Origin of the sequence: Vulcaniibacterium gelatinicum, from assembly GCF_008033445.1 — a bacterium.
GTDB lineage: Bacteria > Pseudomonadota > Gammaproteobacteria > Xanthomonadales > Xanthomonadaceae > Vulcaniibacterium_B > Vulcaniibacterium_B gelatinicum.
The window spans coordinates 1-12,773 of the sequence record NZ_VNKO01000002.1 but is presented as its reverse complement, the minus strand read 5'-3'; the positions used below and the strand labels follow the sequence as shown (position 1 = coordinate 12,773).

Annotated in this window: 10 protein-coding genes, 5 tRNA genes and 1 pseudogene; 6 read left to right on the top strand and 10 right to left on the bottom strand. The window is 71.5% G+C overall.

The genetic code is table 11. The features are described from left to right. Positions 1-54 precede the first annotated feature (54 nt). From tig to FPV26_RS01480, 6 genes are all read right to left on the bottom strand, one after another. Positions 55-1,359 (bottom strand): trigger factor, encoded by a 1,305-nt coding sequence (tig, locus tag FPV26_RS01505; RefSeq protein ID WP_147651792.1) that lies wholly within the window; start codon positions 1,357-1,359, stop codon positions 55-57. 195 nt (positions 1,360-1,554) lie between these two features. Further along, a tRNA-Leu gene (locus tag FPV26_RS01500) sits at positions 1,555-1,639 on the bottom strand. Between the two features lie 72 nt (positions 1,640-1,711). Beyond that, positions 1,712-1,787: transfer RNA gene (locus tag FPV26_RS01495), tRNA-Lys, on the bottom strand. A gap of 55 nt (positions 1,788-1,842) precedes the next feature. After that, positions 1,843-1,919 (bottom strand) — tRNA-His (locus tag FPV26_RS01490). 21 nt (positions 1,920-1,940) lie between these two features. Next, positions 1,941-2,017 (bottom strand) — tRNA-Arg (locus FPV26_RS01485). A 56-nt stretch (positions 2,018-2,073) separates the two neighbouring features. Then, positions 2,074-2,150 (bottom strand) — tRNA-Pro (locus FPV26_RS01480). A 160-nt stretch (positions 2,151-2,310) separates the two neighbouring features. Here FPV26_RS01480 and FPV26_RS01475 point away from each other — a divergent pair. Then, positions 2,311-3,069, top strand: a complete 759-nt coding sequence (locus FPV26_RS01475; protein WP_147651790.1) for a Bax inhibitor-1/YccA family protein — start codon at positions 2,311-2,313, stop codon at positions 3,067-3,069. Positions 3,070-3,155: 86 nt separating this feature from the next. On the opposite strand, the gene FPV26_RS01470 is transcribed toward FPV26_RS01475, so the two are convergent. From FPV26_RS01470 to grxC, 3 genes are all read right to left on the bottom strand, one after another. Beyond that, on the bottom strand, positions 3,156-4,163 hold the full coding sequence (locus FPV26_RS01470; protein ID WP_147651788.1) for an isocitrate dehydrogenase: 1,008 nt from the start codon (positions 4,161-4,163) through the stop codon (positions 3,156-3,158). Positions 4,164-4,319: 156 nt separating this feature from the next. Further along, complete coding sequence (locus tag FPV26_RS01465) at positions 4,320-4,709, bottom strand: carboxymuconolactone decarboxylase family protein (protein ID WP_147651786.1); 390 nt, start codon at positions 4,707-4,709, stop codon at positions 4,320-4,322. A gap of 66 nt (positions 4,710-4,775) precedes the next feature. Then, a complete protein-coding gene (grxC, locus tag FPV26_RS01460) occupies positions 4,776-5,057 on the bottom strand; it encodes a glutaredoxin 3 (RefSeq protein WP_342781796.1) in 282 nt (93 codons plus the stop codon). 127 nt (positions 5,058-5,184) lie between these two features. Between grxC and FPV26_RS01455 the strand changes: the two genes are divergently transcribed. The 5 genes from FPV26_RS01455 to ppx all read left to right on the top strand — a co-directional run bounded on the left by FPV26_RS01455 (position 5,185) and on the right by ppx (position 12,596). Then, positions 5,185-6,810, top strand: a complete 1,626-nt coding sequence (locus FPV26_RS01455) for a M48 family metalloprotease (protein ID WP_147651780.1) — start codon at positions 5,185-5,187, stop codon at positions 6,808-6,810. An 88-nt stretch (positions 6,811-6,898) separates the two neighbouring features. Next, positions 6,899-7,588: a phosphate regulon transcriptional regulator PhoB gene (phoB, locus tag FPV26_RS01450; protein WP_147651779.1), complete on the top strand. Its 690-nt coding sequence runs from the start codon at positions 6,899-6,901 to the stop codon at positions 7,586-7,588. 15 nt (positions 7,589-7,603) lie between these two features. Further along, positions 7,604-8,941 carry a phosphate regulon sensor histidine kinase PhoR gene (gene phoR, locus FPV26_RS01445; RefSeq protein WP_147651777.1) on the top strand — a complete coding sequence of 446 codons (1,338 nt, stop codon included), beginning with the start codon at positions 7,604-7,606 and terminating at the stop codon, positions 8,939-8,941. 29 nt (positions 8,942-8,970) lie between these two features. Continuing rightward, complete coding sequence (ppk1, locus tag FPV26_RS01440) at positions 8,971-11,055, top strand: polyphosphate kinase 1 (protein WP_147651776.1); 2,085 nt, start codon at positions 8,971-8,973, stop codon at positions 11,053-11,055. Further along, positions 11,052-12,596, top strand: coding sequence for an exopolyphosphatase (gene ppx / locus FPV26_RS01435; protein WP_147651775.1), 1,545 nt, complete (start codon positions 11,052-11,054; stop codon positions 12,594-12,596). Before ppk1 ends, ppx begins: the two co-directional genes overlap by 4 nt. Before the next feature lie 57 nt (positions 12,597-12,653). On the opposite strand, the pseudogene FPV26_RS12985 reads toward ppx, so the two are convergent. After that, positions 12,654-12,773 (bottom strand): annotated as a pseudogene (locus FPV26_RS12985) (IS30 family transposase); the annotation flags it as partial.

The following is a 12,773-nucleotide window of genomic DNA, read 5'->3' as shown; positions in this document are numbered from 1 at the left end:
GGACCTGTGACTGCGGGAACCGGTGCCCCACGATGGGGGCGCCGGGGACGGACGTCAACCGCGGATGGCGTCCTGGAACGAGAGCTGCTGCTCGGTATGGCGGGCGCGCTCGGCGATCCAGTCGATCACCTGCTCCTCCATCACCCGCGACTGCAGCCCGGCCATGAGCTGGGGATCGTTGCGGTACAGGGCAACGACCTGCTCGGGCTCCTCGTAGGTGGAAGCGATCAGGCGCAGGGTTTCGTTCAGGCGGCGCGGATCGAGCTTGAGCTCGTTGCGGCGGGCGACTTCGCCCACCAGCAGGGCCACCAGCACCCGCTTGCGCGCCGCGTCCATGAACGGCAGATGGGCGTCGGCCGGGATCTCGCCGACCGCGCGGCCGGCGCGGCGGGCCTGTTCGATGGCCTGGGCAGCCATCGCCCGGGCCTCGTTCTCGACCAGGCGCGGCGGCATCTCGACGTGGCCCCAGGTGGCGATCAGCTGCTCGCCGACCTCGCGCCGCAGGCGGTTCATCAGCGCGCCCTTGAGCTCGCGCTCGAGGTTGGCGCGGATTTCGCTGCGGAACTGGGCCAGTTCGCCGCTTTTCACGCCGAAACTGCGGATGAAGTCGGCGTCCACCTCGGGCAGCACCGGCTCGGAGACCTCGGCCACGCGCAGGCTGACCTCGGCGGTGCGCCCGGCCAGGTTGGCCGCGCCCCAGTTGGCCGGGAACTCGACCGACACGGTCTTCTCCTCGCCCTTGCGCATCCCGACCAGCGCCGCCTCGATCTGCGGCAGCATCGCGGCCGAACCGATGATGGTGGCGCCCTTCTCGGCGCCCTCGGCCGGCAGGCGCGTGCCGTCCACCTGCGACCAGGTCTCGAGCGCGACCAGGTCGCCCTCCTTCGCCTCGCGCTCGACCGGGCGGAAGCTGCGGCGCTGCAGGCGCAGGTTCTCGATCATGCGGTCGATGTCCTCCTCCTCGACCTGGGCGGTGTGGCGCACCACCTCGAGCTTGCTCACGTCAATCTCGCCGAAGTCGGGAACGACCTCGAAGGTGGCGACGTAGGCCAGCTCGCCCTCGGCGGCCTCGTTGCTCGGCATGATCTGCGGGTTGCCCGCCAGGCGCAGGGCGTTCTCGCGCACCGCGGACTCGAAGCTCTCGCGCAGCAGGTCGTCCAGCACCTCGGCGCGCACCTGCTGGCCGTAGCGCTGCTCGATCACCTTCGGCGGCACCTTGCCGGGGCGGAAGCCCTTGATCCGGGCGGTGCGGGCGATCTCGCGCAGACGGCCGCCGACCTGGGTGTCCACCCGCTCCGCCGGCAGGCGGAAGGTGATGCGGCGTTCGAGGGTGCCGAGCGTTTCGACCGAGACTTGCATGGCTCACGACTCCTGCCGCGGCCTCCGGCCGCGGTGCTGAATAGGGGTTGGCTGGCGCCGGCGACACGCGGACGACCCGTCGCCCGCCAGCGGAACGGGATAGTGTCGCCGATCCGGGGCGGGCATGCCAATGCGGGACAGGGGGGGGGCACGCGCCGGAGCGCGCTGCCGGCCGCCACGGGCGCCCCCCGGAGGTGGTGCGAAAGGTGGGACTCGAACCCACACGCCTTGCGGCGCTGGAACCTAAATCCAGTGCGTCTGCCAGTTCCGCCACTTTCGCCCGGCGGGCATTGTGCGCGCCGATCGCCGGAAACGAAAACGCCCGGGCCGGGCCGGGCGTCGTCGGATCGGGTGGTGGGCCGTCTAGGATTCGAACCTAGGACCTACTGATTAAGAGTCAGCTGCTCTACCAACTGAGCTAACGGCCCGAGCCGGAAATTGTAACAGGTCGCAACCGCCCGACAAGGCACCGCGACCGGAAGATGGGGTGGCTGAGGGGACTCGAACCCCCGACAACTGGAATCACAATCCAGGACTCTAACCAACTGAGCTACAGCCACCGTGGAACGGCGTTTCGCATCTGGCGCGCCCGACAGGACTCGAACCTGTAACCGCCGGCTTAGAAGGCCGGTGCTCTATCCGGTTGAGCTACGGGCGCGAGGCGAGGATTCTCGCATCGTACCCGGCGCTGCGTCCGGCCGTGCTGGACGGGGGTGGTCGGGGTAGAGGGATTCGAACCCCCGACATCCTGCTCCCAAAGCAGGCGCGCTACCAGACTGCGCTATACCCCGACAGCTACGGTGGCTCGGGTCTTTCGCGACGCGCCGGCGCGGCGAAAGGCGGATCATTGTCCGGAGCGGGGGCCGGGCTGTCAACGCGCGCGGGCGCCTGTGTATGCTGGCCGGGCGGCCGGGCGACGACGGCCGCATCCAACGACAACAGGGAGGCTCCATGCGCAGCGGCAATCCGGCTCTCGGCGAATCCACCTTCCTCGACCTCGGCAGCGGCGCGGTGGTGCGCGGCAGTGCCGGGGCGATGACCCTCAACGGCACCGTCAACAAGACCGCGTTCCTGCTGGTCCTGACTCTGGTCGGAGCGATGTACACCTGGGGGCAGTTCTTCGCCTCCGGCGGCACCGCCAACCTCATGCCGTGGATCCTCGGCGGCGCGCTCGGCGGCTTCGTCGTGGCCCTGGTCACGGTGTTCAAGAAGACCTGGGCCCCGGTCACCGGGCCGCTGTACGCGGTGCTGGAGGGGCTGTTCATCGGCGCGGTGTCGGCGATGTTCGAGCAGCGCTTCCCGGGCATCGTGATGCAGGCGGTGGCGCTGACCTTCGGCACCCTGGCCGCGCTGCTGCTGGCCTACCGCTCGGGCCTGATCCGCGCCACCGAGAACTTCAAGCTCGGCGTGGTCGCGGCCACCGGCGGCATCGCGATCCTGTACCTGGTCAACATCGGCATGCGCCTGTTCGGCTTCGAGGGCATGGGCTTCATCCACGAGAGCAGCGGGATCGGCATCGCCTTCTCGGTGTTCGTGGTGGTGATCGCGGCGCTCAACCTGGTGCTCGACTTCGACTTCATCGAGCAGGGCGTGGAACAGGGCGCGCCGAAGTACATGGAGTGGTACGCCGCGTTCGGCCTGCTGGTGACGCTGGTCTGGCTGTACCTGGAGATCCTGCGGCTGCTGGCCAAGCTGCAGTCGCGCGATTGACCGGCCGGTACGGCTGAACGACGAAGGGCGCCCGCGGGCGCCCTTCGTGTGTCAGCCGACCGGGGTAGCCGCTTCCGCGGACGGCCTCAGACGCGGGCGGCGATGGCCCGGGCGAAGCCCAGGGTGGTGCCGGTGCCGCCCAGGTCGGGGGTGAGCGAGTCCTTCGCCTCGAGGGTGGCGACGATCGCCTCGCGCAGGCGGGTGGCGTCGGCCGGGCGGCCCATGTGGTCGAGCATCTGCGCGGCGGCCAGCAGCAGCGCGCAGGGGTTGGCGATGCCCTTGCCGGCGATGTCCGGGGCCGAGCCGTGCACGGCCTCGAAGATCGCCGCCTCGGTGCCGATGTTCGCGCCCGGGGCCAGGCCCAGGCCGCCGACCAGGCCGGCGCAGAGGTCGGAGATGATGTCGCCGAACAGGTTGGTGGTGACGATGACGTCGAACTTCTCCGGCTCCATCACCAGCTTCATGCAGCAGGCGTCCACGATCATCTCGTTGCACTCGATGTCGGGATACTGCGCCGCCACCTCGCGCGCGGTCTTGAGGAACAGGCCGGAGGTGGACTTGAGGATGTTGGCCTTGTGCACCACCGTGACCTTCTTGCGGCCGATGCGGCGGGCCATGTCGAAGGCGTAGCGGACGATGCGCTCGGAGCCGCGGCGGGTGACCTTCTGGGTCAGGGTCGCGGTCTCGCCGTCGGCGGAGAGGGTCTGGCCTTCGCCGATGTAGGCGCCCTCGGTGTTCTCGCGCACGGTGATGATGTCCACGCCGCTGGGGAAGCGCGATTTGGTGTTCGGGAACGACTTCGCCGGGCGGACGTTGGCGTACAGGTCGAAGCGCTTGCGCAGCTCGACGTTGATCGAGGAGAAGCCGCCGCCGACCGGGGTGGTCAGCGGGCTCTTCAGGGCGATGCGGTGGGTGCGGATCGAGTCCAGGGTGGCCTGCGGCAGCAGCTCGCCGTGCTGCTCCAGGGCGGCCATGCCGGCTTCGGCGAATTCGTACTGCAGCCCCAGCTGCATCGCGTCGAGCACGTGCAGGGTGGCCTCCATGATCTCCGGGCCGATGCCGTCGCCGCGGATGACCGTGATCGTCTGCGTCATTTCGGGGGTTCCAGACAGGACGACAGCACGCGCGGGGCGTGCTGTCGGGTGGGGGGATTGGCAGGGCGCGAATTATGCCAGATGCGGCATACGCGGCCGGATTGTCGGGCCCCGGCACCCCCACCCTCCCCTGCCAGGGGCGGGATGGCGCAGGGTTCAGCCGTGGTCGTGCGCGGCGGGCGCTTCGCCCTCGCCGGTTTCCAGGCGGTCGAGGAAGTCCACCGCACGGCGCAGGTGCGGGATCACGATCGAGCCGCCGACCACCAGGCCGACCGAGAACGCCTCGAAGAACTGCTCGCGGGTGACGCCGGCCTGCCGGCACTGGGCCACGTGGTAGCTGATGCAGTCGTCGCAGCGCAGCACCAGCGAGGCCACCAGGCCCAGCAGCTCCTTGGTCTTCACGTCCAGCGCGCCGGGCTGGTAGGTCTGGGTGTCGAGGGCGAAGAAGCGGCGCACGACCTGGTTCGGCTCGGCCAGGATGCGCTCGTTCATGCGCTTGCGGAATTCGGTGAACTGCTTCACCCGGTCGTCGGCGGGTTCGCTCATGGATGGCTCCGTGCGGCGGGCCCGCGGCCCGCGGTGGGTCGGGAAAAAATCGGGCGGCGCGCGGCCTCAGGCGCCGGCCAGCAGCGGTTCGAGCCTGCCCTCACGGTGCAGGGCCATCAGGTCGTCGTAGCCGCCCACGTGCACGTCGCCGATGAAGATCTGCGGCACGCTGGTGCGGCGCGCCCGCGCCACCATGCGTTCCCGCTCGGCCGGATCGGTGTCCACGCGCACCTCGCGCCAGGACAGGCCCTTGCTCTTGAGGAAGTTCTTGGCGGCGACACAGTAGGGGCAGATGGCGGTGGTGTAGAGGGTGATGTCGGGAGTGCCGACGGTGGGGGTCTCGCTCAAGGCGGGCTCCGTGAACTCATGCGGTAGGCTGTGGTCAATATGGGCTGCCGCTGCGGGCATTTCCAGCCTGCGGCTGCAACACTGCATCCTTCACCGCCGGTTCATGCCGGCACGGACGCCGCTCGGCATGCTGCCCGCGTCCGCCCCCTTCGTCCGGAGCGATCCCTTGCGCCGATCCCTGCCGCTCGCCGCCGCCCTCGCCTTCGCCGCCGCGCTGTCGGCGCCGGCGCAGGAGCCGCGCCTGCCCGACATCGGCTCGTCCGCGGGCGAGGTGCTGCCGCCGGCGCGGCAGGCCGAGTACGGGGCGATGCTGCTGAGCCAGCTGCGGCACTACGACTACGTGCTCGAGGACCCGTTGCTCGAGGACTGGCTGCAGGGCGTGGGCCAGCGCCTGGCGGCGAGCAGCGACCAGCCGCGCCGCGACTTCACCTTCTTCCTGCTCAAGGAGCGGGAAATCAACGCCTTCGCCACCCTCGGCGGCTACATCGGCATGAACGCGGGCCTGATCCTGGCCGCCGAGCGCGAGGACCAGGTGGCCAGCGTGCTCGCGCACGAGATCGCGCACGTGACCCAGGACCATGTGCTGCGCGCGGTCGAGCGTGCGCAGCGCGAGCGCATCCCGATCCTGCTGGCCACGATCGCCGCGATCGCGGTGGCCCAGGGTGCGGCCAGCGAGAACTCGCAGGACGATGCGGCGCTGGCGGCAGCCGCCATCGGCCAGGGATTGATGGTGCAACGGCAGATCGACTACACCCGGTCGAACGAGGCCGAGGCCGACCGGATCGGGATCCAGAACCTGGCCCGCGCCGGTTACGACCCGCACGCGGCAGCCGAGTTCTTCTCGACCCTGCAGGCCGCGGTGCGGGTCAACCGTGGCGGGGAGCGGGAACGGGTGCCGGACTACCTGCAGACCCACCCCGTCACCACCCTGCGCATCAGCGAGGCGCGCGAGCGGGCGGCGCGCCTGCAGGGGCAATCGGGCTTCTCGGTGGGTACGAACGCCTCCGACAACCCGCTGCTGCCGTCCGGCCTGCGCCTGCCCGGCAGCGCGGCCCTGGCCCGCGGCGGCAGCGGCCAGTTCGGCTGGGCGCGCGAACGGCTGCGGGTGCTGAGCGCCAACACGCCCGCGCAGGCGATCCGGGAGTACGAGGCGATGCGCGAGAAGGGCCCGCTCGACGACGCCCGCCGCTACGGCCTGGCCGTGGCCCGGCTGCGGGCGGGGCAGGCCGGTGCGGCGGCGGAGGACCTGGCCGCCCTGCTCGCCCGCCACCCCGGCGACTTGTGGCTGACCCTCGCCCTGGCCGAAGCCGAGGCCCGGGCCGGCCGCAGCGAGGCCGCCGACCGCCGTTTCGAGACCCTGCTCGCACGCATGCCGGACAACCGTGCAGCCGCCCTCACCTACGCCCAGGTGCTGGCCGAGCGTGGCAACGCGGAGGCCGGCCGCCGGGCCCAAACGGTGCTGCGCCCGCTGGCGACGACCGGCGCAGCGCAGGATCCGCTGTACCAGCGCACCCTCGCCCGGGTCAGCGAACTGGCCGGCGACCCGGTGCGGGCCGGCGAGGCCTGGGCCGAGGCCGAGTTCCTGAACGGCCGCCCGGAGCGGGCCCTGGTGCAGCTGGAGACGCTGAAGAAGCGCCAGGACCTGGACTACTACGCCCGGGCCCGGATCGAGGCCCGGATCGCCGCCATCACCCCCACCGTGCTCGAGCTGCGGCGCCAGGGCATCCGCGACGAGGAGCTGCGGCGGCGCTGAGCCGCGTCCCCTGTTCGTCCGCTGTCACCGGATGGTCATGAAACCGTCGTGTACTGGTATCGTCCCCCGCGAACGAACCGGAGCCCGCGTGCAGAAACGCATCCTGATCGTCGACGACGAGCCCGCGATCCGCGAGATGGTGGCCTTCGCCCTGCGCAAGGGCGACTACGAACCCGTCCACGCCGGCGACGCCCGCGAGGCGCAGACCGCGATCGCCGAGCGCGTGCCCGACCTGATCCTGCTCGACTGGATGCTGCCCGGCACCAGCGGCCTGGAGCTGGCCCGCCGTTGGCGCAAGGACGCGCTCACCCGCGAGGTGCCGATCATCATGCTGACCGCGCGCGGCGAGGAGGACGACCGCGTCGGCGGGCTCGAGGCCGGGGTGGACGACTACGTGGTCAAGCCGTTCTCGGCGCGCGAGCTGCTGGCGCGGATCCGGGCGGTGATGCGCCGCTCGCGCGAGGACGACGAGCACGGCAACGTGCGGGTCGGCGCGCTGCGCATCGACGGCGCCGCGCACCGGGTGTACGCGAACGAGGCCCCGGTGCAGATCGGCCCCACGGAGTACCGCCTGCTGCACTTCTTCATGACCCATCCCGAGCGCGTGTACAGCCGCGCGCAACTGCTCGACCACGTCTGGGGCGGCAGCGTGTACGTGGAGGAGCGCACCGTGGACGTGCACATCCGGCGCCTGCGCAAGACGCTGGAGCCGCACGGGCTGGACATGATGGTGCAGACCGTGCGCGGCGCGGGCTACCGTTTCTCGGCCTCGGCCTGACCCTCCGCCCCGCGCATGCCGCCCGATACCCGCGCCGCCTGGCTCCGCACCCTGGGCCACTTGGCGCTGGTGCTGGCCGCCGCGCTCGCGGCCGGCGTGCTCGCCGGACACCCCTGGCCGGTGCTGGCCGCCGCCGCGCTCGGGGTGCTGGGCTGGCACTACTGGAAGCTGCACCGCCTGCTGCGCCGGCTGACCGCGCGCCGGCGGCTGGCGCCGCCCGCTGGCCACGGCGTCTGGAGCGAGCTCGAACGTCTGCTGCACCGCAGCCAGAGCGAGATGCGCGCGCGCAAGCGGCGCCTGCTGGGAATCCTGCGCGCCTACCGCGCCGCCGCCGCCGCGCTGCCCGACGCGGTGGTGGTGCTCGAACGCAACAGCCAGCGCGCGCTGTGGTTCAACGAGGCCGCCGAGACCCTGCTCGGGCTGCGGCACCCGCGCGACATCGGCGCGCCGCTCGGCGAGCGGCTGCAACCGCTGCGGCTGTCGCCCTGGCTGGCCGCCGGCCGCCACGCCGAGCCGATGCTGGACGTGCCCTCCCCCGCGGATCCGTCGCTGCGCCTGAGCCTGCGCCTGATCCCCTACTCCGACGAGTACTGGCTGCTGGTGGCGCGCGACGTGACCAAGCTGATGCGGCTGGAGCAGATGCGCCGCGACTTCGTCGCCAACGTCTCGCACGAATTGCGCACGCCGCTGACCGTGGTGCACGGCTACCTCGACCTGCTCGACCCCGCCGAGCACCCCGAGTGGGCGCAGATCCTGGGCGAGCTGCAACGGCAATCGGCGCGCATGACCCAGCTGGTGGAGGACCTGCTGACCCTGTCGCGACTGGAGGCGCAGGAGCGGTTGCAGGACGAGCCGGTGCCGATGGCGCCGATGCTGGCCACGCTCAGGCGCGAAGCCGAGGCGCTGAGCCAGGGCCGGCATACGGTGGCGGTGGAGGACCAGGCCGCGCTCGACCTGTGGGGCTCCACGCGCGAGCTGCACAGCGCGTTCTCCAACCTGGTCAGCAACGCGGTGCGCTACACCCCGGCCGGCGGCGCGATCACGATCCGCTTCGCGCGCGAGGGCGAGGGCGCGGTGCTGTCGGTGCGCGACACCGGCGCCGGCATCCCGGCCGCGCACCTGCCGCGCATCACCGAGCGCTTCTACCGCGTCTCCACCAGCCGCTCGCGCGACAGCGGCGGCACCGGCCTGGGCCTGGCGATCGTCAAGCACGTGCTGAACCTGCACCAGGCGCGGCTGGAGATCGAGAGCGAGGTCGGCCGCGGCAGCGTGTTCTCCTGCCACTTCGGGCCCGAGCGCGTGCAGCCGCGCGCGCGCCCGGACGCGGGCCGGGCGGAAGCGGCGGGCACATGAGGCAGAATGGGGCCGACGGAGCCCCCGACATGCACGCTGCGCACGACATCCCCCCCGAAGCCGACCCGCTGCGCGACCCGGCGCTGTACTTCAACCGCGAGCTGTCGCAGCTGGACTTCAACTTCCGCGTGCTGGCGCAGGCGCGCGACCCGCAGGTGCCGCTGCTGGAGCGGCTGCGCTACCTGTGCATCTCCTGCACCAACCTGGACGAGTTCTTCGAGATCCGCGCCGCGACCATGCGCCACGCCCAGGACTACGGCCTGCCGGCGGCGGCCGACGGCCTGCCCCCGGGCGAGGTGTTGAAGCGGATCTACGCCCGCACCGCCGAGCTGGTCGAGGCGCAGTACCGCTGCTGGAACGAGGAACTGCGCCCGCAGCTCACCGCCGCCGGCGTGCGGATCCTGCCGCGCGATGCCTGGAACGCGCGCCAGACGCGCTGGCTGCGCCAGTACTTCTGCGACGAGATCCTGCCGGTGCTCTCCCCGCTCGGGCTGGATCCCGCGCACCCGTTCCCGAAGATCCTCAACAAGTCGCTCAACATCGTGGTGGTGCTGAAAGGGCGCGACGCGTTCGGGCGCGCCGGGCACCTGGCCATCGTGCGCGCGCCGCGCTCGCTGCCGCGCATCATCCAGCTGCCGCAGGAGGTCTCGGGCGGGCCGCACGACTTCGTGTTCCTGTCGGCGATGCTGTCGGCGTTCGTGGACGAGCTGTTCCCGGGTATGGAGGTCAAGGGCGCCTACCAGTTCCGGGTCACGCGCAGCTCGGAGCTGGTGGTGGACGAGGAGGAGGTCGAGAACCTGGCGCTCGCGCTGCGCGACGAGCTGCCCGGCCGCGGCTACCAGCGCGCGATGCGGCTGGAGATCGCCGAGCAGTGCCCGAAGGCGATCGTGCAGACGCTGCTGCAGAACTTCGACCTGCCCGAGCACGCGGTGTACCGGATCAACGGCCCGGTCAACCTCAACCGGGTGATCCAGGTGTACGACCTGGTGCAGCGCCCGGACCTGAAGTTCCCCGCCTTCCAGCCGCGCCAGCCCGTCGAGGGCGAGAACATGTTCGAGCGCGTGGCCGAGGGCGACGTGCTGCTGCACCACCCGTTCGACTCGTTCACGCCGGTGCTGGAGCTGATTCGGCAGGCGTCGGAGGATCCGAACGTGCTGGCGATCAAGCAGACCCTGTACCGCACCGGCCGGGATTCGCCGATCGTCGAGCACCTGGTCCAGGCCGCGCGCAACGGCAAGGACGTGACCGTGGTGGTGGAGCTGCGCGCGCGCTTCGACGAGGAGGCCAACCTCGGCCTGGCCGACCGGCTGCAGGACGCCGGGGTGCAGGTGGTGTACGGCGTGGTCGGCTACAAGACCCACGCCAAGATGCTGCTGATCGTGCGCCGCGAGGGCCGCGCGCTGCGCCGTTACGTGCACCTGGGCACCGGCAACTACCACGCCGGGACCTCGCGCAACTACACCGACTTCGGCCTGATCACCGCGCATCCGGAAATCGGCAACGACGTGGACCTGGTGTTCCGCCAGCTCTCCGGCATGGCCCCGGCGATCCGGCTCAAGCGCCTGCTGCAATCGCCGTTCACCCTGCACCGGGGCGTGCTGGAGCGGATCGAGCGCGAGACCGCGCACGCGCGCGCGGGCCGGCCGGCGCGCATCGTCGCCAAGATGAACGCGCTCAACGAGCCGCAGGTGGTGCGCGCACTGTACGCGGCCTCGCAGGCCGGCGTGCAGGTGGACCTGATCGTGCGCGGGGCCTGCACCCTGCGCCCCGGCGTGCCGGGCGTGTCGGAGAACATCCGCGTGCGCTCGATCATCGGCCGCTTCCTCGAGCACAGCCGGGTGTACTGGTTCGCCAATGACGGCGCGCCGGAGCTGTTCTGCGCCAGCGCCGACTGGCTGGAGCGCAACCTGCTGCGGCGGGTGGAGACCGCCTTCCCCGTGCTCGACCCCGACTGCGCCGCGCGCGTCCATGACGAGGCGCTGGCCAACTACCTGGCCGACAACCTCAACGCCTGGGAACTGCTGCCCGATGGCGGCTACCGCAAGCTCGCGCCGGGCGAGGACGAGATGCCGCATTCGGCGCAGGCCACGCTGCTGGCCAGGTACTGCACATGAACGAGGCCGCCGTGCGCCCGGCCCCGGCCGCCTCGCCGCTGCAGGACGGCGAGCTGATCGCGGCAGTGGACGTGGGCTCCAACAGCTTCCACATGGTGGTGGCGCGCTACGTGCTGGGCCAGCTGCGGATCGTGGACCGGCTGCGCGAGACGGTGCGCCTGGCCGAGGGCCTGGACGGCCGCGGCGGGCTGCGCGCCGACAAGCAGGCGCAGGCGCTGGAGTGCCTGGCGCGGTTCGGCCAGCGCCTGCGCGACATCCCGCCGCAGCGGGTGCGCGCGGTGGCCACCAACACGGTGCGCGCGCTGGCGCGGCCGGAGCAGTTCCTGGTGCCGGCGGAAGCCGCACTCGGACACGCGATCGAGGTCGTCTCCGGCCGCGAGGAAGCGCGCCTGATCTATCTCGGCGTGGCCCATGCGCAGCCGCCCAGGCCCGGCCAGTTGCGGCTGGTGATCGACATCGGCGGCGGTTCGACCGAATGCATCATCGGCGCCGGGCTGGACGCGATCGAACGCGAGAGCCTGCAGGTCGGCTGCGTGGCCAGCACACGCCGCTTCTTTCCCGACGGGCGGCTCACGGCCAGGCGCTGGCAGGCGGCGCTGACCGAGGTGACCGCGGAGTTCCAGCAGTTCGCCAGCCTGTACCGCGCGGTGGGTTGGCACGAGGTGCTCGGCTCCTCCGGCACGATCCGCGCCATCGGCGAGATCTGCGCGGCGATGAAACTGACCAAGGGCGCGGTCACCGCCGAGGCGCTGCCGCAGGTGCGCGAACGGCTGCTGCGCGCGCGGCACGTGGACGAGATCGACCTGCCTTCGCTCTCGCGCGAGCGGCGCCCGATCATCGCCGGCGGCGTGCTGATCCTGGAGGCCGCGTTCGCCGCGCTGGGCCTGGCGCGCATGGCGGTGAGCAAGGCGGCGATGCGCGAGGGCGTGCTGTACGACATGCTCGGCCGCGGCGGCGCGGACGATCCGCGCGATGCCTCGGTGAAGGCGCTGATGCAGCGCTACGGCATAGACGCCGAGCAGGCGCAGCGGGTGGAGGACACCGCGCTGCGCCTGTTCGACCAGGTGGCCGCGGCCTGGGCGCTGTCGGACGACGACCGGCGCATGCTCGCCTGGGCCGCGCGCCTGCACGAACTCGGCCTGGCCATCGCCCACAGCCAGTACCACGTGCATGGTGCGTATGTGCTCAGCCATTCGGACATCGCCGGCTTCTCGCAGCAGGAGCAGCGTTACCTGGCGGCCCTGGTGCGCACCCACCGCCGCGGCATCCCGAAGTCGGCCTTCGAACTGATCCCCGACCGCCTGCTGGCCGCGGTGCGCCGCACCGCCGCGCTGCTGCGGCTGGCGGTGCTGCTGCACCGCTCGCACGAACCGCACGTGTTCCCGCGCCTGGACCTGGCCGCCGACGGCGACACGCTGACCCTCGCCCTCGACCGCGCCTGGCTCGAGGCGCGGCCGCTGCTGCGCGCCGACCTGTCGGGCGAGCCCGAGGACATGGCCGGGCTCGGGGTGAAGCTGCGGATCGCGACCGTGCCGGGTTGAGCGGGGCGCTCCCTGGGAAAGGCAGGAGTGTTTTTGCCACGGATTCGCACGGCGGGCTCAGGCGGTCGTTGCAACACACTCGCCGAGCTTGTAGGCCGGCGTCCTGAAGCCCAAGGTCTTCCTCGGGCGCTGGTTCAATCGTAAAGCAATCTCGTCGAGCTGAGCTTGGGAGTGGAC

Coding starts and splice junctions, on each gene's coding strand:
- tig (WP_147651792.1), bottom strand. CDS start 1,359: ATGCAAGTCTCGGTCGAAACGCTCGGCACCCTCGAACGCCGCATCACC.
- FPV26_RS01475 (WP_147651790.1), top strand. CDS start 2,311: ATGCGCAGCGGCAATCCGGCTCTCGGCGAATCCACCTTCCTCGACCTC.
- FPV26_RS01470 (WP_147651788.1), bottom strand. CDS start 4,163: ATGACGCAGACGATCACGGTCATCCGCGGCGACGGCATCGGCCCGGAG.
- FPV26_RS01465 (WP_147651786.1), bottom strand. CDS start 4,709: ATGAGCGAACCCGCCGACGACCGGGTGAAGCAGTTCACCGAATTCCGC.
- FPV26_RS01455 (WP_147651780.1), top strand. CDS start 5,185: ATGCTGCCCGCGTCCGCCCCCTTCGTCCGGAGCGATCCCTTGCGCCGA.
- phoR (WP_147651777.1), top strand. CDS start 7,604: ATGCCGCCCGATACCCGCGCCGCCTGGCTCCGCACCCTGGGCCACTTG.
- ppk1 (WP_147651776.1), top strand. CDS start 8,971: ATGCACGCTGCGCACGACATCCCCCCCGAAGCCGACCCGCTGCGCGAC.
- ppx (WP_147651775.1), top strand. CDS start 11,052: ATGAACGAGGCCGCCGTGCGCCCGGCCCCGGCCGCCTCGCCGCTGCAG.